Annotated in this window: 19 protein-coding genes and 1 other RNA gene; 10 read left to right on the top strand and 10 right to left on the bottom strand. The window is 73.3% G+C overall.

The window, feature by feature from the left end:
- The first annotated feature begins 22 nt into the window (after positions 1-22).
- Both ABGB11_RS25575 and ABGB11_RS25570 read left to right on the top strand, forming a co-directional pair.
- The gene (locus ABGB11_RS25575; RefSeq protein ID WP_347636588.1) at positions 23-1,243 is read left to right on the top strand and encodes a nucleotide disphospho-sugar-binding domain-containing protein; all 1,221 of its coding nucleotides are present in this window, start codon (positions 23-25) and stop codon (positions 1,241-1,243) included.
- A 37-nt stretch (positions 1,244-1,280) separates the two neighbouring features.
- Positions 1,281-2,015 carry a maleylpyruvate isomerase family mycothiol-dependent enzyme gene (locus tag ABGB11_RS25570; RefSeq protein WP_347636587.1) on the top strand — a complete coding sequence of 245 codons (735 nt, stop codon included), beginning with the start codon at positions 1,281-1,283 and terminating at the stop codon, positions 2,013-2,015.
- Here ABGB11_RS25570 and ABGB11_RS25565 read toward each other — a convergent pair.
- Positions 2,003-2,902 carry a LysR family transcriptional regulator gene (locus tag ABGB11_RS25565; RefSeq protein WP_347636585.1) on the bottom strand — a complete coding sequence of 300 codons (900 nt, stop codon included), beginning with the start codon at positions 2,900-2,902 and terminating at the stop codon, positions 2,003-2,005. The genes ABGB11_RS25570 and ABGB11_RS25565 overlap by 13 nt on opposite strands.
- Before the next feature lie 72 nt (positions 2,903-2,974).
- Between ABGB11_RS25565 and ABGB11_RS25560 the strand changes: the two genes are divergently transcribed.
- Complete coding sequence (locus ABGB11_RS25560; protein ID WP_347636584.1) at positions 2,975-3,358, top strand: RidA family protein; 384 nt, start codon at positions 2,975-2,977, stop codon at positions 3,356-3,358.
- 33 nt (positions 3,359-3,391) lie between these two features.
- On the opposite strand, the gene ABGB11_RS25555 is transcribed toward ABGB11_RS25560, so the two are convergent.
- From ABGB11_RS25555 to ABGB11_RS25540, 4 genes are read right to left on the bottom strand one after another with little or no spacing between them, the layout of a single operon-like run.
- A complete protein-coding gene (locus ABGB11_RS25555) occupies positions 3,392-4,045 on the bottom strand; it encodes a DUF1361 domain-containing protein (RefSeq protein ID WP_347636582.1) in 654 nt (217 codons plus the stop codon).
- A 17-nt stretch (positions 4,046-4,062) separates the two neighbouring features.
- A complete protein-coding gene (locus ABGB11_RS25550; RefSeq protein WP_347636581.1) occupies positions 4,063-6,888 on the bottom strand; it encodes an ATP-binding protein in 2,826 nt (941 codons plus the stop codon).
- 2 nt (positions 6,889-6,890) lie between these two features.
- Positions 6,891-7,466 (bottom strand): exonuclease, encoded by a 576-nt coding sequence (locus tag ABGB11_RS25545; protein ID WP_347636580.1) that lies wholly within the window; start codon positions 7,464-7,466, stop codon positions 6,891-6,893.
- Complete coding sequence (locus tag ABGB11_RS25540) at positions 7,453-8,082, bottom strand: hypothetical protein (RefSeq protein ID WP_347636578.1); 630 nt, start codon at positions 8,080-8,082, stop codon at positions 7,453-7,455. Before ABGB11_RS25540 ends, ABGB11_RS25545 begins: the two co-directional genes overlap by 14 nt.
- 633 nt (positions 8,083-8,715) lie before the next feature.
- Here ABGB11_RS25540 and ABGB11_RS25535 point away from each other — a divergent pair.
- A complete protein-coding gene (locus ABGB11_RS25535) occupies positions 8,716-10,836 on the top strand; it encodes a hypothetical protein (protein ID WP_347636577.1) in 2,121 nt (706 codons plus the stop codon).
- On the opposite strand, the gene ABGB11_RS25530 is transcribed toward ABGB11_RS25535, so the two are convergent.
- The 4 genes from ABGB11_RS25530 to ABGB11_RS25515 form a co-directional block, all read right to left on the bottom strand.
- Positions 10,833-11,606, bottom strand: a complete 774-nt coding sequence (locus ABGB11_RS25530) for a M48 family metalloprotease (protein ID WP_347636575.1) — start codon at positions 11,604-11,606, stop codon at positions 10,833-10,835. The two genes, ABGB11_RS25535 and ABGB11_RS25530, sit on opposite strands and share 4 nt — an antisense overlap.
- A gap of 1,107 nt (positions 11,607-12,713) precedes the next feature.
- Positions 12,714-13,112, bottom strand: coding sequence for a hypothetical protein (locus ABGB11_RS25525; protein WP_021597445.1), 399 nt, complete (start codon positions 13,110-13,112; stop codon positions 12,714-12,716).
- Positions 13,113-13,164: 52 nt separating this feature from the next.
- Positions 13,165-13,509: a DUF6191 domain-containing protein gene (locus ABGB11_RS25520; protein ID WP_347636574.1), complete on the bottom strand. Its 345-nt coding sequence runs from the start codon at positions 13,507-13,509 to the stop codon at positions 13,165-13,167.
- Positions 13,510-13,554: 45 nt separating this feature from the next.
- Positions 13,555-14,097 (bottom strand): pyridoxamine 5'-phosphate oxidase family protein, encoded by a 543-nt coding sequence (locus tag ABGB11_RS25515; protein WP_021597443.1) that lies wholly within the window; start codon positions 14,095-14,097, stop codon positions 13,555-13,557.
- A gap of 113 nt (positions 14,098-14,210) precedes the next feature.
- Between ABGB11_RS25515 and ABGB11_RS25510 the strand changes: the two genes are divergently transcribed.
- From ABGB11_RS25510 to ABGB11_RS25485, 6 genes are all read left to right on the top strand, one after another.
- The gene (locus ABGB11_RS25510) at positions 14,211-15,032 is read left to right on the top strand and encodes a Nif3-like dinuclear metal center hexameric protein (RefSeq protein ID WP_347636573.1); all 822 of its coding nucleotides are present in this window, start codon (positions 14,211-14,213) and stop codon (positions 15,030-15,032) included.
- Entirely contained in the window at positions 15,029-15,772 is a 744-nt protein-coding gene (locus tag ABGB11_RS25505; protein ID WP_347636571.1) for a C4-type zinc ribbon domain-containing protein, read from the top strand. Before ABGB11_RS25510 ends, ABGB11_RS25505 begins: the two co-directional genes overlap by 4 nt.
- Positions 15,769-16,869 (top strand): bifunctional RNase H/acid phosphatase, encoded by a 1,101-nt coding sequence (locus ABGB11_RS25500; protein ID WP_347636570.1) that lies wholly within the window; start codon positions 15,769-15,771, stop codon positions 16,867-16,869. The genes ABGB11_RS25505 and ABGB11_RS25500 overlap by 4 nt, the downstream gene beginning before the upstream one ends.
- Positions 16,870-16,891: 22 nt before the next feature.
- Positions 16,892-17,056 carry a hypothetical protein gene (locus ABGB11_RS25495; protein WP_347636569.1) on the top strand — a complete coding sequence of 55 codons (165 nt, stop codon included), beginning with the start codon at positions 16,892-16,894 and terminating at the stop codon, positions 17,054-17,056.
- A 52-nt stretch (positions 17,057-17,108) separates the two neighbouring features.
- An RNA gene (gene rnpB / locus ABGB11_RS25490) (RNase P RNA component class A) lies at positions 17,109-17,505 on the top strand.
- A gap of 164 nt (positions 17,506-17,669) precedes the next feature.
- On the top strand, positions 17,670-17,873 hold the full coding sequence (locus ABGB11_RS25485) for a hypothetical protein (RefSeq protein ID WP_347636567.1): 204 nt from the start codon (positions 17,670-17,672) through the stop codon (positions 17,871-17,873).
- 45 nt (positions 17,874-17,918) lie between these two features.
- Here ABGB11_RS25485 and ABGB11_RS25480 read toward each other — a convergent pair whose 3' ends face one another.
- Positions 17,919-20,177 carry a SulP family inorganic anion transporter gene (locus ABGB11_RS25480; protein ID WP_347636566.1) on the bottom strand — a complete coding sequence of 753 codons (2,259 nt, stop codon included), beginning with the start codon at positions 20,175-20,177 and terminating at the stop codon, positions 17,919-17,921.
- Between the last annotated feature and the right edge of the window lie 13 nt (positions 20,178-20,190).

Below are 20,190 nucleotides of genomic sequence, written 5' to 3'. Positions count from 1 at the left end.
CCGCGCCCGCGGGGGCCGTCCGATGAGCGCCCGCCGCGTCCGGGTCCCGTCCCTGCTCGGCGACCCCGGGATCCGGCGGGCGGGCGCACCGGAGCGCCGCTTCCTGTTCGCCGTCCCGCCGCTCGCCGGGAACGTCGCCCCGGTCGCCGCGGTCGCGGCCGAGCTCGCCCGCCGGGGCCACAAGATCGCCTGGACGGGGCACCGGCCGTCCCTGGAGCCCCTGCTGCGTCCGGGCTCCCGCGTCTTCGGCGCCGCCGACGAGTTCGGCGCCCGCGCGGAAGCCGTGCTGGCGCGCTGGGAGGGGCTCCGCGACGTCCCCGCCCTGCGCTTCTTCTGGGAGGAGTTCCTCGTCCCGCTCGGCCAGGCGATGATGCCCGGGGTGGAGCGGGCGATCGACCGGTTCCGCCCGGACGCCGTGGTCTGCGACCAGCTCGTCCTCGCCGCCCCGGTCGCGGCGCGGCTGCGGGAGATCCCCTGGGCGACCGCCGCGGCGTCGCCGGCCGAGTTCACCCGGCCGCTCGCGGGCATGCCCGAGGTCGAGCAGTGGGTGCGCGACCGCATCGGCGACTTCCAGCTCGACCACGGCATCGACGACCTGCTCGACCTCCGCTTCTCCGACCACCTGGTGCTGTGCTTCTCGACCGGCGCGCTGGTCGGCGACGTCTCGTTCTTCCCCGACCATTTCGCGTTCGTCGGGCCGATCCCGGGACGGTCCGCGCCCGCCGCGTTCCCGTGGGAGTGGCTGGACGGCCGCCCCGCGGTCCTCGTCTCGGCGGGCATGGACGGCGGCGCGCCCTGCGAGGGGTTCCTTCAGGCCGCCTTCGATGCCGTCCGGGACATGGACGTCCAGGCGGTCTTCGTGGCGCCTCCCGGAGCGGTGGGGGAGCCGCCGCCGAACGTCCTCGTCCGCGAGGCCGTCCCGGCGCACAAGCTGCTCGATCGCGTCGCCGCGGTCGTGTGCCACGGCGACCACGGCACGGTCTGCGAGTCCCTCGCCCACGGCCGCCCGCTGGTCGTGGCACCCGTTCGGGGCGACCAGCCGGTCATCGCCGGTCGGGTGGAGGCCGCCGGCGCCGGGGTCCGCGTCCCGTTCGCCGAGGCCGGTCCGGACGAGCTGCGCGGCGCCCTCGCGACCGTCCTGGAGGACGGCCCGCACCGCGCCGCCGCGGGGCGCGTGCGGGACGCGATCGGCTCGTCCGGCGGCGCCGCCGAGGCCGCAGACCGGCTGGAGAAACTGGGATGAGACCGACATACCGAATTAGATTCGGTATGGTGCCGGAATGGCGGACATATTCGATGATCTGGCCGCGGAGTACCGCCGTCTGGCGGCGGTGCTGGAATCGCTCACCCCGGAGCAGTGGTCCCATCCGTCCGACGCCGAGGGCTGGACCGTCTCCGACGTCGTCCTGCACCTGGTGCAGACCGAGGAAGTGATCACCAGTCCGGCCATCGGGGACGGGACGCCCTTCCTGTCCTCCACCGAGACGACCGTGGACGGCATGGCCGCCGACATGGTCGCCGCCGAGCAGGGCCTCGCCCCCGCCGACCTCCTCGCGCGCTGGTGCAAGGCCGCCTTCGCCACTCCCGGAGCCCTGCGCGCCCACCCGCCGGGCGCGCGCCTCTCCTGGGTGCGCACGTCCCTGTCCCCGCGGACGCTGGCGACGACGCGGCTCGCCGAGCACTGGGCCCACGCGCTGGACATCACCGTCCCGCTCGGCATCCCGTACCCGGACACGGACCGGATCCGCCACATCGCCTGGCTCGCCCACCGCACGCTGCCGTACGCCTTCTCCGTCGAAGGCCTCCCGGACGCCCCGGTGTTCTGCGACCTCACCGGCCCGGACGGGACGCACTGGACGTTCGGCGACCCCGCCGCCCCGTCCCGCATCACGGGCCCGGCCTCGGACTTCTGCCGGGTCGGCGCCCGCCGCCTCCCGCCGGGACGGACCGCTCTCACCGCCGAAGGGCCGCACGCCGCCGACGCGCTCCGCGTCCTGCGCAACTACGCCGCCTGACCGGCGCGGACGACCGCCAGCAGGTTCGCGACCAGCGGGCCCGGATCGCCGGGCCGCCACGCCGCGGCGACGCGCGTCCGGGCGTCCCCGGGCTCGATCCGGCGGAACGCGACGCCCCTGAGCCGGATGCGCCGGATGCCCGCCGGAGCCAGCGAGACGCCCAGCCCCGCTTCCACCAGCGCGCAGACCGTCTGCCACTCCACCGCGTCCTGGACCACCCGCGGCGCGAAGCCCGCCGCGGCGCACAGCCCGGTGATCCGGTCGTACAGCCCGGGTCCGGCCGTGCGGGGCAACAGCACGAACGGTGATCCGGCGAGGTCGGCCACCCGTACGGTCCGTTGCGCGGCCAGCGGATGCGCGGCCGGCAGCACGGCCACGAAGGGCTCGGTCACGACGGTCTCGAAGACCAGCCCCGCTTCGTCCGGTGGTTCGCGCAGCAGCCCGATGTCGATCGTCCTGTCGCGCAGGGCCGTGAGCTGGGGTGCGGTGGTCATCTCCCGGATGTCCAGGTCGACGCCGGGGAACCGCCGCCGGAAGGTGCGCAGCAGGCCGGGCAGGACGGTCAGGGCGAGCGACGCGGCGAAGCCGATCCGCAGGCGTCCCGTCCGGCCGTCGCCGGCGGCGCGGGCCGCCGCCAGCCCCGCCGCCAGGTCGCCGAGGGCCCGCCGCGCGGCGGGCAGCAGCTCCCGCCCGGCCGGGGTGAGGGCGACGCGCCCAGGGCCGCGGGTGAACAGCGCGTGCCCGACCTTGCCCTCCAGGCGCCGGATCTGCTGGCTCAGCGGCGGCTGCGCGATGCCGAGCCGGTCGGCGGCATGGCCGAAGTGCAGCTCCTCCGCCAGGACGACGAACGCGTGCAGTTGCGGCAGCGGGAGTTCGGGACGCTCCATACGCCTACAGATATCACCTGATCCTCACAGGAGTATTAGACGTATCTCCGCTGGTCATCTAGCTTTCGTGGCATGACGGAGCGACGCGCGATCCTCAGCGGCTCGACGTTCGAGGAGCAGATCGGCTACGCCCGCGCCGTGGTCGACGGCGACCGGGTGCATGTCTCGGGCACGACCGGGTTCGACTACACGACCATGACGATCTCGGACGACGTGGTGGAGCAGGCCGAGCGGTGCCTGCGCAACATCGAGGCGGCGCTCAAAGAGGCGGGGTGCACCTTCGCCGACGTCGTGCGCGTCCGGTACCTGCTGCCCGACCGGGCGGACTTCGAGCCGTGCTGGCCTACCTTGCGCCGCCGCTTCGGCGACGTCCGCCCCGCCGCCACCATGCTCGTCTGCGGCCTCGCCGACCCCCGGATGAAAATCGAGATAGAGGTCGACGCCCGCAAAGCCTGACCGCCGCTTCCTTGTGAACCGCGAGATCCCTGGTCAGGAGGGAAGAATCGTGCGGAAATGGCGGGCGCTTCTCAGCGTGGCCGCATAGGAGGCCTCGGCTATGGCCTTCGTCATGAAATGGCAGGCCCAGGTGACCAGGAATGTGGCCATGATCAGGACGGGCGCCCACTCCCAGGTCAGGTGGACGACGATCCTTTCCAGCGTGGCGTGCGGGTCGACGACGGGTTCCCAGCTGTTCAGGCGCGCCCAGCGTCCGAGGAACACGCCGATGGCGCAGAGCGCGTGCGCGGCGATGGTGACGCGCCCCTGCCAGGCGCCCAGGCCGAGGCGTACCAGGTGGCGGAGCGCCGCCGAGAGGGCGAGGTAGTAGGCCAGGAAACCCGAGCCGATGAGCAGCGCGTAGACGGGAAGGACGGCGGTGACGACCGGACCGCCGCGGTCGGACATCAGGATGTCGCCACGCAGGTGGACCAGGTCGGTGACGACATACGGGGCATTCGGCAGGAACAGGACAAAGAGCACCAGTCCCGTCCACCAGAACGGCGACCGGGAGAGCCGGTCGCCGCGGAATAGCACAAAGGCGAGGCCCACCGGGATCCACGCGAGAAGTGTGTTCCAGCCCATCCACCAGATGTCACGGCGAACCACGCCGACCAGATTCGGTGCTACCTGCTCCAGTACCCCCATGGACCTATAGTGCACGCTCATTCGGCGACATACGACCCGAGCAGCCCGCCGAAATTGCGCAGCGCGGACGTGGCCTCGCGGAAGCGGCCGGGCCATTCGGGGTCGGAGCGCAGCGCCCCGACGGCGGTTTCGAGGGTCCTGCCGGAGCCCCAAAGAGCGAGGTTGCGGGCGTCCAGGTCGCGCTGGTCGCGCTCCCACCACGCGTTCACGGTGCGGAGCTGCTCGGTGAGGGTGTCGCCGGGGATCGCCCGCTCGTAGAGCTCTTCCCATTCGCCGCTCGACGGGTGGCGTCCCCCGCCGGGCGTCTCCTGGTTCGCCCGCTCCAGCTCCTCCACGACGAGGCACCAGCGGTAGGGGGCCGCGAAGTAGGACGTCTCGTCGGTCGAGCACGCGTCGCCGCGCAGGACGTCCACCAGGTGGTCCGCCAACCCGGGCGGGGCGGCGCGGGACGCGACGGCCGCGTCGACGGCGTGGGACACGGTGCAGTCGCGCAGCCGCGCCGGCAGCCCGTCCAGGACGGACGGGTCCAGCCGCGGCGTGCCCCAGCCGGTGAGGTGGGCGGCCGCCGCCAGCTCGGCCCACACCACCAGCTCGGGACGGTCCGCCACGGCGCGCTGGGCGGTGCGCATGTCGCGAAGCGTGCAGGGAACGTCGCGGCAGTCCGCGCCGCAGGTGCTGCTGCGCGGGCTCACCAGCACGCTCGGGGACGCCGTCGGCACGGCCTTCTCCAGGTGGGAGCCGTCCGGCATGCGGACCAGGTGCGGGAAGTCCATGCCGTCGGTGAACACCGCGCCCTCGCCCGGCGTGAGCGTGACCAGGAACTGCGACTGCGCGTCGGTGATGTTCATGGTCGCGCCGACCGCGTCCCGGTCGTCCTTCGCCGGCAGCCGGTGGACGATCTTGACGGCGGTGTTCTTGATGACGTCCGGGACGAGCTTGGACGGGATCTGCTCCGCCACGATCAGCCCCTCCCCGTACGCGCGGATCTCCGCGAGGAGGCTCGCGAACGTCTCCACCGCGTGGGCCGCCGCGCCCGCCTGCTCGCTGCGGCGCAGCAGCCGGTGCGCCTCCTCGAACACGCTCAGGTGGCGCAGCCCGGTCGTGGCGTCGTGCCGCTGCCGCAGCCGCAGGTGCTCCACCAGGCGGACCAGGACGGTGCCCATCAGGAACGCCTTGTCGCGGTCGTCCCCGACGTCCTCGATCTCCAGGACCACGTTGCGCGACAGCAGCGCGTCGAAGTCGATCGGGTGGCCGCCCTCGAAGAACCGTCCGGTGGTGCCGAGCCGGAGGCTGGACAGCCGGACCCGGATGAAGCCGCGGACGTTGTCGGTGATCTCCTGGCTGTAGCCGATGTCGTCCACGACCTGCTCGGCGGTGGCCTGCAGGTCGGCGAGCGTCGGGTAGCGCGGCGACGACCCCCCACGCCCCCCGGCAACCGCGTTGGCCCTGTGGGGGGACGACCCCCCACGCCCCCCGGCAACCGCGTTGGCCCTGTGGGGGGACGACCCCCCACGCCCCCCGGCAACCGCGTTGGTGGGCTCGCCGAGCGCGAGATCCCAGCCGAGCCGCTCGTAGCAGCGGGTCAGCGCCGCCGCGAGGACCTGCGGGAACGGCTCCTCGGCCTCGAACGCGGCGAGGAACAGGGCGCGGACGAGGTCGGCGTGGGTCTGCAGCGAGAACGGCCGCCCGTCCGGTCCCATGGCCGGTTCGAGGGGGTTGATCCCGGCGGCGACCGCCTCGGCGTCCCCCGGCCGGATCGTGACGACCTCCGCGTCCGGGAGCCGCGCGGCCATCAGCCGGTACTCGGCCTTGGCCGGCTCGACGACCATCCACGGGAGCCCCGCCTCCGACGCCGCCGTCAGCAGCGACCGGACGGTCTGCGACTTGCCCGCGCCGGTCGCGCCGCACACGAACGTGTGCCGGTTCAGGCTGGACAGCGGCAGCGACAGCTCGCCCACGTCCCGGCGGTTGCGGTCCAGAACCCGGCCGAGCCGGACGCCGGTGTCCGCCGACTCGGGCGTCACGTCGAACTCCGGCCGCATCACGAACCGGACGCCCGCGACCTCCCGGACGGGCGGGCGGGCCAGCGCCGCCACCAGCTGCGTGCTGGCCTCGAACGGCCCCGCCGCGCCCGGGACCAGCGCGTACGGCAGACGGCTCAGATCCGCCGACGCGCACACGAGCGCGGCGACCCGGGCGGCGGCCTGCGGCGTCGCCGCCCCGGCCATCAGATGCACCCGCCACAGGCCGGACGTCGCGGCCTGGCGCAGCTCGCGGTGCCGCTTGTCCATCCGGAGGGCCGCCACCGACTCCTCGGGCGACATCTCCGCCATCGACTGGGCGCGCTGCTGCCGGTCCGCCAGATCGTCGGCGAGGTGCCGCGCCTCCGCGGGATCGACGGGCTCGGCGACCAGCATCCACGCGAACGGCTGCATCCACACCGACAGCAGGCCGTCCTCCAGCGACGGCCGCGCGGGGTCCTCCGGCGCCGGGTCGTCGATGAGCAGGCCGTCGGCGATGCCGCCGATGCTCACCCAGTGCGCCATCGCGTCCTCGGCGAGGCCTCCGGGGAGCATGACCCCGCGCCCGCCGGCGGGCAGGCTCAGCGTCGCGTCCTGCCCGTCGCGGTCGGCGAGGAGCCCGTTCCCGCCGACGAACACCTCCGTCGGGCCGAACGCCTCGGCGCGCCGCCACCCGACCAGCACCGGATCGCCGCCCGCGTGGTACGCCGACACCAGCGCCGCGAGCCGCTGGTCGCGCCACTCGTCCCGCCCGTCGTGCTCGTCCGGGCGGGGGACCTCCAGCAGCCGGCACACCGGCAGGCCCCGCACCACGTCCCACATGCTCAGCCGTCCCAGCGGACGAGGTTCTGGAACAGCTCGGCCTGCTCCACGGCGTCGTCCAGCGCGTTGTGGGTGTGCGGGCGGTCCGGCAGCAGCGCGGCGGGCATCTGCCGCTTCGTCGACCGGACGACCATCGCGTTCGCCTTGGCCGCGTACAGGCTCTTGATGTCGAGGTGGCGTGAATGGCCGAACGGCGACGAGGACGTGAACCGGATCCAGTACCAGTACAGCCACATCCAGTCGAAGGCCAACGGATAGGCGACGAGGACCGGCGTGGCATCGCCCGCGGTTCGCTCGATCCAGCCGGACGCCGCGTGCATCGCCTCTTCCGGGCGGCGCCCTTCGGCGGCGAGCTTCTCGCGGTCGAGTCCGCTCACCGCCAGGGCCTCGGGCACGAAATCGTCGCTGATCGGCTTCAGTTCCGCGTAGAAGGTGCGCTTCGACGGGTCGGACGGTTCGAAGGTCGCGCCGTCGAAGGTTCCGCAGGCGGCGATGCCGAAACTGAGCATCGAGTACGGACCGGGAATCGGCCCGTCCGCCTCGATGTCCACCGAGAAGTACGCCTCAGTTCTCGCCATCTTCGCTCTCCGCGCCGTCCTCGGGATCGATCACCGTCCAGCCATCCTCGCGCAGTTCCGGTTCCCTCACGCCCGTCTCGGTCAGGGTCACCTCGCGGCCGAGTTCGTCCTCCCAGCGCCGAGCCCAGGCGCGCAAGGCCTCGGACTCGGCGATCCCGTCGCCGTCGAACTGGAAGTCGTAGCCGTCCGGGGCATCGGCGACGCCGAGCCGGTACAGGCTGTCGAAGAACGGCGCAAAAGGTCTGGGTCTATCGCGGGAGAAGCCGGCGGAGCGGTATTTCGCGGCGGCCTTATCGGCTCGCTGGGCGCGCTCTTGCTCGGAGGCGTTCCGGTTGCGTTCGGCCACCTTGATCCGGACGTCGTGCTCGCTCTGCGGGAACCATTTCCCCTGGCCGTCCGAGGAGAACCGCACGCTCGGGCCTCCCAGCCGGACGGCCACGTCAGTGAGGCCGTCGGTGGCCAACGCGTCATGCAGTTCGGCGACGCACTCGTCCCATTGCTCAGGACGTATTCCGAGGGGAGCGCGCCGGTTCTTCATGTTCCAGACGTCGTCCGGAGAAACGCCGGCGAGATCGTACTCGCGGTCGGTGAAGACGTAGCCGGACTGATCCGTCACGTGCGGGTACGCCGCCTTCGACCGGTCGGCCGCAGGCTTCTCCGCGGGGACCGGCTCACCGCTCTCATCGGCGGGACGCGGTGGATCGGGCTCCCGGCTCCGGCCGTCGTCGCCGGGGGCCTCCCGCCGGGCCGCAGGCTCCTCGGGCCTCTCAGGTTCAGGGGTCGGCGCCGTGTCTTCCTCCGGCACGGCTTCGTGGTCGTCGGAGTCGTCGTCGGAGTCGTCGCCGGGAGGGTCGTCCGATTCCGGGCCCGGCTCGTCGTCTGTCTCGTCGACGTCGGTAGGACGCGGGCGGTCGGGGACCTGAGCGGCCGCGCGGCTGGCCGCCCGCGAGGGAGTTCCGGGCGCGCCCCGGACGCTCCGGTGGAGGCGGCGGCTCGGCGACCGGTGGCGGACGGTCGGTCCTCTCCCTGAATCCGTCCCTGTCCAGCGCCATGGACAGTCAGGTTATTGAGCAAGGGCGCCATTGGGAAGGCCGATTCCCGGCAGAGGGCCTGACAAGTCACGTGTCAATCTGCTTGGGTTGTTTGCGGCATCGCCGCGCATGATCCCGACAGGCGTGACGATCGAGTCGGCACCCGGACGGAACGGGGGTTCAGCATCGTGAGGGGCAGACCGGTCGATCCTGGGGGATTGCTGGCACGCCGGGAGCGGCTGTTCAGCCCTGATCCCCGCCTCGGCTGGGTGTTCCGCGACCGCTGGTGGTTCCTCAGGCCGTTCCCCGAGCCCCCGCCCCAGCAGCAGGCGCTTCCGGACTACCTGGCCCGCCGCGTCACCGAGACCGAGCAGCTCGCGCAGCGCAGGCTGAGCCGGACGCTTCCGGTCAGCGCCGCCATCGCGGCGCTCCTCGTGCTGTTCGCCGCCTGCTCGGCCAGCGACTCCCAGATGGTGAAGACGCCCGTCCCCACCGGCATGCTCCTGCTCGCGGTGATCGCCGTGGCGCCGGGCGCGGTGCTGACGTGGTGGGCCGTCCGGCAGCGCCAGGCCGCCCGGCAGGCCTACGAGCTGGCGCAGCAGCAGATCACGGGCGGCTACCACGAGCAGGCCCGGCAGTGGCAGGCGCGCAAGCAGGCCCACGACGCCGCGGAGCGCGCACGGCTCGACGGCCTGCCCGAATGGGGCTCCGCCCCGCGCCCCGGCCGCCGGCTCGACGTGTTCGGCGGGACGCTGTGGGCCTGGGAGGCGCTGCTCACCACCTACGGCACGTCCACCCTCGCCGTCCAGCCGCTGCTGGTGCTCGACCTGTCCCGGGAGGTCGTCAGCCGGGAGCTGGTCGAGCTGTCCCAGGCCGCCTGGACGGGCGTGGACGTCCAACTGCTGCCGAGCCGCCTGGCCTCGTCCAAGCTGCTCGCCGACATGCCGCCGCAGGACCTCGTGGACGCGATCGTCGAGTCCATGCACGGCGGCACCCCCGACGCCGCCCGCGCCGACCGCAGCATGGACGACCGCATCCTGACCAAGATCTGCCGCGCGCTCGGCGACGACCTCACGCTCGGCCGGATCGCGGCCGCCCTCCGCGCCCTGATGGGCGAACCCGACGACGGCGGCGCCCTGACCCGCGACGAGCGCCGGCACATCGCGAACGAGCTGTTCACCGTGGAGTACCGGCGGCAGGCCCACGCGAGCCTGTCCCGCATCGAGTCCTACATCCATCCACTGGAGGAACTCGGCACGGAACCCCCCAAGGAGGAGGGCGCCGGCTACCTGACGTGCATGGCGCTGGACAGCCAGGCCCGCAACGTCCGGTCCGAGCTGCTCACCGACCTGGTCGTCCAGTGGGTCACCCACCGGATCACCGCCTCGCAGGACTCGACCCCCGCGCTCATCGTCGCCGGCGCGGACGAGCTGGCCCGCCGCCACCTGGAACGCCTCTCGGACGCCTGCGAGCGGCGCGGCGTCCCGCTGACCCTGCTGTTCCGGCGGCTGCGGGAGACGTCCGCGGAGATGATCGGCGGCGGCGCCGTCGCGTTCATGCGGCTCGGCAACCACGAGGACGCCACCCGCGCCGCCGACTTCATCGGGCGGGACCACCGGTTCGTCCTGTCGCAGATCACCAAGAACGTCGGCGGGAACGAGTCCCACACGTCCACCGACACCGAGGGCGCGGGCGACTCGGAGTCCACCAGCACGAGCCGCACGACGGGGACGTCCCGCAGCTGGGGGACGAGCCGCTCGTCCGGCACCACCTACTCGGGCGGTGAGATGTTCGGCCTGTTCCCCGACCGGTCGACCAACTACCAGCGCGGCAGCAACCGCGGCGGCTCCACCAGCACCAGCGACACCGTCGGCACCACCACGTCCACGTCCCGGAACTGGTCGGCCGCCTACTCCTACGCCGAGGGGACGAACTGGAGCGACGCCGACACGACGCAGCGCGTGTACGAGTACGCCGTCGAGCCCGTCACCCTCCAGCACCTGCCGGACCACGCGCTCCTGCTCGTCGAGTCGGCGCCCGGCGGAGGCCGCACGATCACCCCCGTCGAGTGCGACCCGGCCATCATCACCCTGGACCGCGTCACCACCGGCCCCCTCCCGGACCCGCCCGCCCCGCAGCAGGCGATCCCCGCGCCCGCCACCCCGCCGCAGCAGTGGTCGACACCGGCCGCTCCCCAGTGGGCCGCGCCGCCGTCGCCGCCCCCGCCACGGGCACCGCTCGCGGTCGACCCGGGCCCGCCGCCCGGCGGGCAGACCGGCCCGCGCCCACCCGGCACCCCGCGCCAGGGGCCGCCGCCGCTGTTCGGCGGCAAGGGCTAGCCGAGCCGGCGCCGCAGCGCCTGCGCCCGCCGCACGAGGGGGAGCGGCAGCCCGTGGGGCTGATGCTCGATGCGTTCCTCCACGGCCGCGACCAGCTCGGCGCCGAACCCCAGCCGCACCGCCGCCGCGTCCGCCCGCGCCTCGCCGCGGGCGCTGAGCAGCCGCGCACCCAGCGCGACCCCGTAGGCGACCGCCGCGGGCAGCGCCACCACGACCGAGACCGCCGCCGCGAGGACGGCCAGCACGAACACCAGCAGGAAGCCGATCGGCCGGTGCCACTCCACCGCCCGCTTCCACATCGGCACGACCGGGGCCCACGGCCTGCGCAGCGCCCACACCAGCGCGCGCCCCGGCAACGTCACCTGCGCGTGGACGAACGCGGGGAACGCCCGCCACCCGAGCAGATGCCCGAGCTCATGCGCGAGGACGGCCTCCAGCCGTCCGGGCGGCAGCTCACGCGCCGACCGGGACGTGACCGCGACCGTCCGCCCGAACGGCCTGCACGCGTTCAGCTCGTCCGACTCGACGACCACGAGCCGGTAGGCGCCCGCACCGGCACGCTGCCGCACGTCCCGCCACGGCTGCCCCAACCTGACGCGCTCGGTGGCGTCCGGCTCCCGGTAGCCGTAGGCGAGCCGCGCGGTGAACGGCGCGAGCAGCAGCACCGCCCACACCACGACCACCACGGCCGGACCCCACACCGGCCACAGAACCTGCAGCCCGACCGCCACGGCCGCGACCGCCACCCCTTCGGCGGCCACGGTGGCCACAACCGCGCCCCCAGCGCCCCCGGCAGGCTCAGACGCCCGCCCCGGAGGCAGGTACCGCCCCACCGATTCACCACCACGCGGAGCGACAGCACCCCCCGGAACCGCTTCCACGGAAGGTCGCGACGCTTCCATCGGCGGCGCGTCCGGCCGCGCTCCCGGAACGGGCGCGCCCGGCCGAGGCAACGCCGTCCCCTGAGTACCCAGCGGCGGCGCCTGACCACCCGCCATCCGCGGCGGCTGCGCCCCGGCGCCCCGACTCATCCGCCCCCCGACATGAGGCGGCGCCGAAGTCTCGAACCGAGCGGCCTCTTCACCAGAAGCCCGCGAAGGCGGCACGAACGGCACCCCCGACGAAGCACCGGTCCCCCCAGCACCTCCCGCAGGCGACGCAACCGATCCTGGCCCAGGCGCCCCAGACGCGTGCGCCGCACCGCCAGGAGGCACCTGGTAGCCCGCCGCGCCCCCACGCGCCTCTACAGACGGCGCGCCTGCAGCGTCCCCGGGCGCGTGTGCCGAGCCGCCAGGAGGTCCCTGATGCAGGGCCGCATCCCCACGCGGCTCTGCGGGTGGAGCGACTGGTCCCTGTGCGGGCGTCGCGTCCCGGGACGGCGCTGCAGGCGGCGCGTCTGATCTGGGCGGAGGCGTCCCGGGGCTTGGAGGCTCTTGGCGCGCTGTCGTGCCGCGAGGTCTCGCCTCAGCAGGGGGCACGGTCGGTTCCTGCGCGGGCGTCCTGGGCGCTCGTGCCGAGCCGTCAGGAGGCTCCTGGGACGCCGCGGCACCTTCAGGCATCGTCTCCGCAGGGGGCGCGAGGGATCCCTTAGCGGGCGTTGTGGGTGGGGTGGCGAAGCGGGGTGGGGGAGCCGTTGGTCGGGGGTGTTCGGTTCCTGGGGGGCCTGTGGGCCGGGGTGGTCGCTTTGATGCGCGGCGGCGGGCTCGGGAGGCGTAGGGGCGTGACTGGTCGGTCCAGGTTTGTCCGTCCCAGTAGCGTTCGCGGCCCATCCACTCTGGATCTGGGTACCACCCAGGTGGTGCGCTCACCGGAACCCCGCCTCCCGTCAGGAACAGATCAAGGCTTGCGCACGCCACGACACAGCGTCAACACGGTGGTCACAGCTTGGGGGTGAAGGGACGGCGATGGGCGGGGTCGTCCGGGTCGGCGAGGCCGCGCAGGGCCGTCTCGACCAGCTCGATGGCCTGGAGGAGGGCGACGAGGCGGGCGCCTTCCCGGCGGTAGGTGTCCAGGACGGATTCGATGCCGTGCGGCGGGACGGTGTCGCCGAGGTCGACGCGGGCCGTCCGGAAGCCCTCGCGGGCCGCCTCGACGGACGCGCTGACGTGGTGGCGTGCCATCCGTGCCAGGGCGATGGGGTAGCGGCGCAGGACGCCGTAGCGCCGGTACTCGGGCGGGACGAGCTCCAGCAGCCAGGCGAGGGCGGTGTCCTCGAAACGGTCGGTGCCCGGTGGGTGCACCTGCGAGGGCCAGCCGGGCGGAACGTAGGTGCTCACGAGGGCAGGATAACCTCGATTCGAACCTATGTTCGATAGGGTTCGAAGACTGTCACTCGGCCGGTGGGGTGCGGCGGATGCGGATCTTGCCGGAGTCCAGGTCGTCGCGGGCCTTGCCGTCGCCGGCCTGCTCGTGGTCGTCCTGGCGCAGGATCTTCTGCCGCTCCTGCTCCTCCTGCTTGATCTTCTTGGAGCCTTCGAACGCGGACGCGAGGTCCTCGAACATGCCGCCGCCGAAACCTGCGCCGGTCTCCCCGGTGCCGCGGATGGCGCCCATCAGGGACGACCTGCCCGTACCCTCGCGGGGCCACTCGACGGTCTCCGGCTCGGCCGTTTCCGGACGGTTGCCCATCGGGCGGCCCTTGAGGCGCTTGCGCCGGCGAAAGGGTGACTTCACACAGACTCCAACGTGATGAGTCTCCAGATTGATCCCGGCGGACGTTCAGGTGGCGAACGACCACCGAGTGGGAGAACCGGTGAAGTCTCCCTGGCGGAGCCCGAACACCGACTGCGGACGCACCGCGACGGTCGCGTTCACCTCGGGGTCCAGGAAGTCCACACGATATCGCGTGGCGTACTTGGAGTTGACCAGGTCGATGAACCGCTGCAAGTCCCGCTGTTCGGTGAGGACGTGGGCGCGTCCCTCGATGACCACCGGATTCTCGGCCTCCTCGGTGGTGACCACGACCTGCGGGTTCAGCCGCAGGTTCACCATCTTGCGGGACGGGACGGAGCTGCTGAACAGCAGCGCCTCTCCCGACCAGGCGCCCCACACGGGCATGGCGTGCGGGCGGCCGTCCGGCCGGACCGTGCACACCCAGAAGTTGCGGGCCGCCTGCAACCGTTCCACGGCCCAGGACCACGGCAGCAGGCCGCTTCCCTCGTCAGGTCCCTGGATGCCATAGCCGGGCATGTACGGGCGTTCCGCTACAGGCTCGGCGGGCGTGATGGGCTCCGGTTCCGCGGCGGCTCCGGAAGCCGACATGGCGTTCCTCCCTCGGTCGTGCACTGTCCCGTCCATATCGTTACAGACGCCGGCGTCTCTTGGTGACGCTCGGTGGCTCGTTGGGAGCGGCTCGGCGCGGTAGCCTGCGGGACGTGCGCCTATCCCATGTCATCACGGCTCTGGAAGAGCTCTATCCGCCCGCGTGGGCGGAGTCCTGGGACGCCGTCGGCCTCGTCTGCGGCGACCCGGACCAGTCCGTGGACCGGGTGCTGTTCGCGGTCGACCCGGTGGCCGCGGTGATCGACGAGGCGCTGGAGTGGGGGGCCGCCCTCGTGGTGACGCACCATCCGCTGCTGCTGCGCGGGGTGCACTCGGTCGCCGCGACCACGCCGAAGGGACGGCTCGTCCACCGCATGATCAGGAACGGGATCGCGCTGCACACCGCGCACACCAACGCCGACCGCGCCGACCCGGGCGTGTCGGACGCGCTGGCGCGGGCCGTCGGCCTCACCGGCGCGCTGCGCCCGATGGTCCCCGCCGACGACGATCCACGCCGCGGCCTCGGCCGGATCGGGGAGCTGGACGAGCCGGTCCCCCTGCGGGAGTTCACCCGCCGGGTCGCGGCCCGGCTGCCGGCGACCGCGTGGGGCGTCCGCGCGGCGGGCGATCCGGACCGTCCCGTCCGCACCGTCGCGGTGTGCGGCGGCGCGGGCGACTCCCTGCTCGGCACCGCGCGGGCCGCCGGTGTCGACGCCTACCTCACCGCCGACCTGCGGCACCATCCCGCGTCGGAGTTCGCCGAGGACGGCGGGCCGGCGCTGGTGGACGCCGCGCACTGGGCGACCGAGTGGCCGTGGCTCGCCGACGCCGAACGGCGCCTGGCGGCGTCCTCCCCCGAAGCGGGCAAGTTGGAGACACGGGTGTCCACGCTCGTCACCGACGCGTGGCGCCTTCACGAAGAAGGAGCACAGTGAAAGCCGCACCGCAAGCCCAGCTTCGCCTGATCGACCTGCAGGATCTCGACAGCTCGCTGGACCGGCTGGCGCACCGCCGCCGGACGCTGCCCGAGCTGGCGGAGATCGAGCGGCTGGAGGCACGCCTCACCGAGCTGCGCGACGCGATCGTGGCGGCCGAGACCGAGGTCGGCGACCTGCAGCGGGAGCAGAAGAAGGCCGAGCAGGACGTCGACCAGGTCCGCACCCGCGCCGACCGCGACCGGCAACGGCTCGACTCGGGGCAGGTGACCTCGGCGAAGGACCTCGGCAGCCTCCAGGCGGAGATCGAGTCGCTGCAGCGCCGCCAGTCCGACCTGGAGGAGGTCGTGCTGGAGATCATGGAGCGGGCCGAGGAGGCGGAGAGCAGGGTCGGCGCGCTGCGCGCCGAGCAGTCCGCGGCGCAGGAGGAGCTCCAGGGCCTCGTCGCGCGGCGCGACGAGGCGCAGCGCGAGATCGACGATGAGGCGGGGACGACCAGCACCGCGCGCACCGCGGTCGCCAAGGACGTCCCGGACGACCTGCTCGGGCTCTACGAGAAGCTGCGCGGCCAGTTCGGCGGCGTCGGCGCCGCGAAGCTGTTCCGCGGCGCCTGCCAGGGCTGCCACCTGGCCCTGAACACCGTCGACCTCAACCGGATCCGCAGCGCCGCCGAGGACGAGGTCATCCGCTGCGAGGAGTGCCGCCGCATCCTCGTCCGCACGCCCGAGTCGGGCCTGTGAGCTCTCGCAGGCTGGTCGTCGAGGCGGACGGGGGATCGCGCGGCAACCCCGGCCCGGCCGGGTACGGGGCGCTGGTGCGGGACGCGCTGACCGGCGAGGTGCTGGCCGAGGTCGCCGAGTCGATCGGGCACGCCACCAACAACGTCGCCGAGTACCGGGGCCTGATCGCCGGGCTGCGGGCCGCCGCCGCGGTCGACCCGTCCGCGCGGGTCGAGGTCCGGATGGACTCCAAGCTCGTCGTGGAGCAGATGTCCGGCCGCTGGAAGATCAAGCATCCGGACATGGTGCCGCTGGCGCTGGAGGCCCGGGAGGTCGCCGCCGCGCTCGGCTCGGTGTCCTACGGCTGGATCCCGCGCAACCGGAACGCGCACGCCGACCGGCTCGCCAACGAGGCCATGGACGCCGCGGCCCGCGGGGAGCACTGGACCCGCAAGGTCGAGGAGACGCCCGGGGAGCCCGAGCCGCCGCCGCGTCCCGTCTCGGGCACGCCGATGGCCACGCTGCTGCTGCGGCACGGCGAGACGCCGCTGTCGATCGAGAAGCGCTTCGCGGGGATCGGCCACGTCCCGCTCACCGCCAACGGCGTCGCCCAGGCCCGCTACGCCGCCCTCGCCCTCAAGGACCGCGGCCTGGACGCGATCGTCACCTCGCCCCTGGCCCGCTGCCGCGACACGGCCGCCGAGGTCGCCGCCGTCACCGGCCTGGACGTCCGCGTCGAGGACGGCCTGCGGGAGACCGACTTCGGCGAGTGGGAGGGCCTCACGTTCGCCGAGGCGAGCCGGGGGTGGCCGGACGAGTTCAAGGCGTGGCTGTCCGACCCGGAGGCCGCGCCGCCCGGCGGGGAGAGCTTCGCCCGGGTGTCCCGCCGCGTCCGCACGTCCCTGGACAAGCTGAAGGTCCGCTACCGCGAGCAGACGGTGCTGGTCGTCTCCCACGTCACGCCCATCAAGCTCCTCGTGAAGGACGCCCTGGGCGCGCCCATGTCGGCCCTGTACCGGATGCACCTGGACGTCGCGTCGCTCTCGTCCATCGACTGGTACGCCGACGGCCCCGCGACCCTGCGCACCTACAACGACACCCACCACCTGCCCGCCTGACCGCGACCGGCCTTCCCACCTGGTGGACCCGGTCGTCCGCGCCGTGGAACCGGCCGCGTGCCCGTCCTTCACCCGCGGCCACGGCCACCTCGACATGGCCGCCTACGACCGCTTCCTGTCCGGCCGGATGGAGGACCACGCCCTCCCGCAGTCCCGCCTGGACCAGGCCCTGACCACACTTCCCTAAAGCTTCGTTAGGTCACCGGCGGAGCCACCCGCTAACCTTGACGTACGGCGGACGAGCCGGCCGGACGGCCGCGTCGGGGAGCGATCCCCGTCGAGGAAAGTCCGGGCTCCACAGGGCAGGGTGGTCGGTAACGCCGACCCGGGGTGACCCGCGGGACAGTGCCACAGAAAGCAGACCGCCACCGGTCCGCCGGTGGTAAGGGTGAAACGGTGAGGTAAGAGCTCACCAGCGCCCACGGTGACGTGGGCGGCTCGGTAAACCCCACCCGGAGCAAGGTCAAGAAGGGGCCCCGCAAGAGGCCCCGCGCAGGTGCCTGAGGGCGGCCCGCCCGAGCCTGCGGGTAGACCGCTGGAGGCCGCCGGCAACGGCGGTCCGAGATGGATGGCCGTCACCCGCCGCCCCGCAAGGGCCGGCGGGCACAGAACCCGGCTTACAGGCCGGCTCGTCCGCCCCACTTCTCTGGCGGCGCGGGGTGCGCCGTGCGACTCGGGAGAAACGGGTCATACGACACAGAGGGCTAGAAACAAGGCGCTTACCGTCCTGGTAAGAGCTGATCACCCTGATCGGTGGCGGCGGCGGGGCCGGGTGCTGGGTTCCGCCGAGAGGAGCGCTGATGTTCGTCATCGTGTTCATGGCCCTCGTCCTCGCCGGGATGCTGGGGGGCCTGGTGTACCTGTGGGACTTCTCGCGCGCCAGCCGGCGCGACGCGCTGTTCCTTCCGGCGTCCGACCGGAGCGCGCAGCGCGCGCGCCGGGTGTCGGGGATGTACGTACGCGACTACACGCGCCGCGACGACCAGCTCGTCGGGCGCTGGTGAGCGCGGTCGGAGGCGGGCCGCCCGGGGCGGGGGCGGCCCGCGCCCTCAGGTGAGCGGCCGGGACTCGGGGACCTCGTCGGGGACGCGGACGAAGGTGCCCGTGGGGCGGTCCAGGATCTCCACGGTGGCGGACTGGAGGTCCAGGTAGAGGCCGACCAGCTCGATCTCGCCGGACTCGACCCGCTCCCGGAGCCAGGGGTAGGTCAGCAGGTTGTCGAGCTGCTGCATCACATTGATCTTGCAGAGGCGGGCCAGGGGCGGCTCGTCCTCGGACGGCTCCTCGGCGAGGAAGCGGGCCAGGCTGTGGTTGCCGTGCTTCAGCCAGCGGGAGAGGCCCTCCAGATGCTCGACCTCGGTGCCGCCGGCCAGCAGCGCGGCCATCGCGCCGCAGTTGGAGTGGCCGCAGACCGTGATCGTCCGGACGTCCAGGACGCTGGTCGCGTACTCGACGGTGGCGGCGACCGAGTCGTCCGGGGTCCGGGTGCCGTGCCGGGGGACGAGGGCGCCGACGTTGCGGTTGATGAACAGGTCGCCGGGGCCGCTCGCGGTGATGATGTTGGGCACGACGCGCGAGTCCACGCAGGTGATGAACAGGTGCTCGGGCTTCTGCTCCATCGCCAGCTCGGCCATGATCGGCCGGACGAGCCGGGCCGTGCGGCCGTGGTACTCGCGGACGCCGTTCAGCAGCACGTCCGACGGGGACATGTCAGGCGCGTCCAGTTCGGCCTCGGAGCGCCGCCGCCTGTTCCCCCAGGGCGCCCACCAGCGGCTGTGCGGGGGCCTCTTCCGCGGCTGGGACATTTCGCCTGTCACAGCTCTTTCATACCAAGCCTCATGAATCTCGTCGATGTCGACCCTCCCCCCTTGGCGTTCGTGGGCGAGCCGCCACTGGTGGATCGCGTCGAAGGCGGCGTGGTCCATGAAGTCGACGTTGAGGTCGAGGTCGACGCTGGAGCCGGCCGGGACGTCCTGGAGCACCCGGGTCGCCTTCGGGACGCCGAGGAAGGTCAGGGTGCCCTCCACCACCACGTGGACCCGGGCGGGGCCGGGGGCGTCGCCCGGTTCCGGGACGAGGTGCTCGGCGCGGACCGTCAGCCGGGTCAGCCGCCGCAGCGCCAGCAGCGCCATCACGGCGATGCCGAGCAGCACGCCCTCGCCGAGCCCGAGGAGGACCACACCGGCGAAGGTGACGTAGTACGCGGGTGCCTCGCGGTGGTGGCGCAGGTCACGGACGCGGGCGCTGTCCATCAGCTTGACGCCCAGCACGATCAGCAGGGCTGCGAGGGCCGGGAGCGGGACCTGCTCGATCAGCGGGCCGCACGACAGCGCGAGGACGAACACCCACACGCCGTGCAGCACCGAGGACGTCCGGGAGCGCGCGCCCGCCTCCAGGTTGGCCGTGCTACGGACGATCACGCCCGCGATCGGGAGGCCGCCGAGCAGGCCCGACACCGTGTTGCCGGCGCCCTGGCCGATGAGCTCCCGGTCGAGGTCGGCGGGCCGGACGCCGGCGGGCCGGGCGCGGTCGATCGCCACGCCGCACAGGAGCGACTCGACGGCGGCCACGAGCGCGACGGACAGGACGGCGCCCACGACGCCCGGCAGATCGCCCTGCGGCAGGACGGGGGCGTGCCAGTCGCCGAAGAGGGTGTCCGGAAGGTTCACCCGCCGCGCGTTCCAGCCGAGCGCCCAGACGGCGAGGGTCGCGAGGGCGATCGCGGGCAGCGGACCGGGGACGAGGCGCAGCCATCCGCCGCGGGGCAGCCGCGACCAGATCAGCAGGACGAGGATCGTCAGCCCGCCGAGCAGCGCCGGATGCGTGTGCGGGTGCGCGAGCTGGCCGGGCAGCTCCCGCAGGTTGGTGACGGCCGACCCCTCCGGGCTGCCGCCGAGCACCACGTGCACCTGCGCGAGGACGAGGACGGCGCCGACGCCGGCGAGCATCCCGTGCACGACGGCGGGGGAGACGGCGAACGCGGCCCGGGCGACCCGGACGGCGCCGAGGGCGAGCTGCAGCAGCCCGCCCAGCATGGTGATCATGCAGGTGGCGCGCCAGCCGTAGGTCTGGATGAGCTCGGCGACGATCACGGTCAGGCCCGCCGCGGGGCCGCTGACCTGGAGGGGCGAGCCGCCGATCAGCCCGGCGACGATGCCGCCGGCGACCGCGGCGATCAGTCCGGCGGCGACCGGCGCCCCGGACGCCACCGCGATCCCCAGCGACAGCGGGATCGAGACCAGGAAGACGACGAACGAAGCGAGCAGGTCCTGTCGGAACCTGGATACGTTGAGTGGCTTGATAGTCACTCTATGTATATAA

The sequence above is a fragment of the Actinomadura sp. B10D3 genome (assembly GCF_039871695.1).
In the GTDB taxonomy this organism is placed as follows: Bacteria; Actinomycetota; Actinomycetes; order Streptosporangiales; family Streptosporangiaceae; genus Spirillospora; species Spirillospora madurae.
The sequence above is the reverse complement of the archived record's forward strand: the minus strand, read 5'-3'. Positions and strand labels throughout refer to the sequence as shown.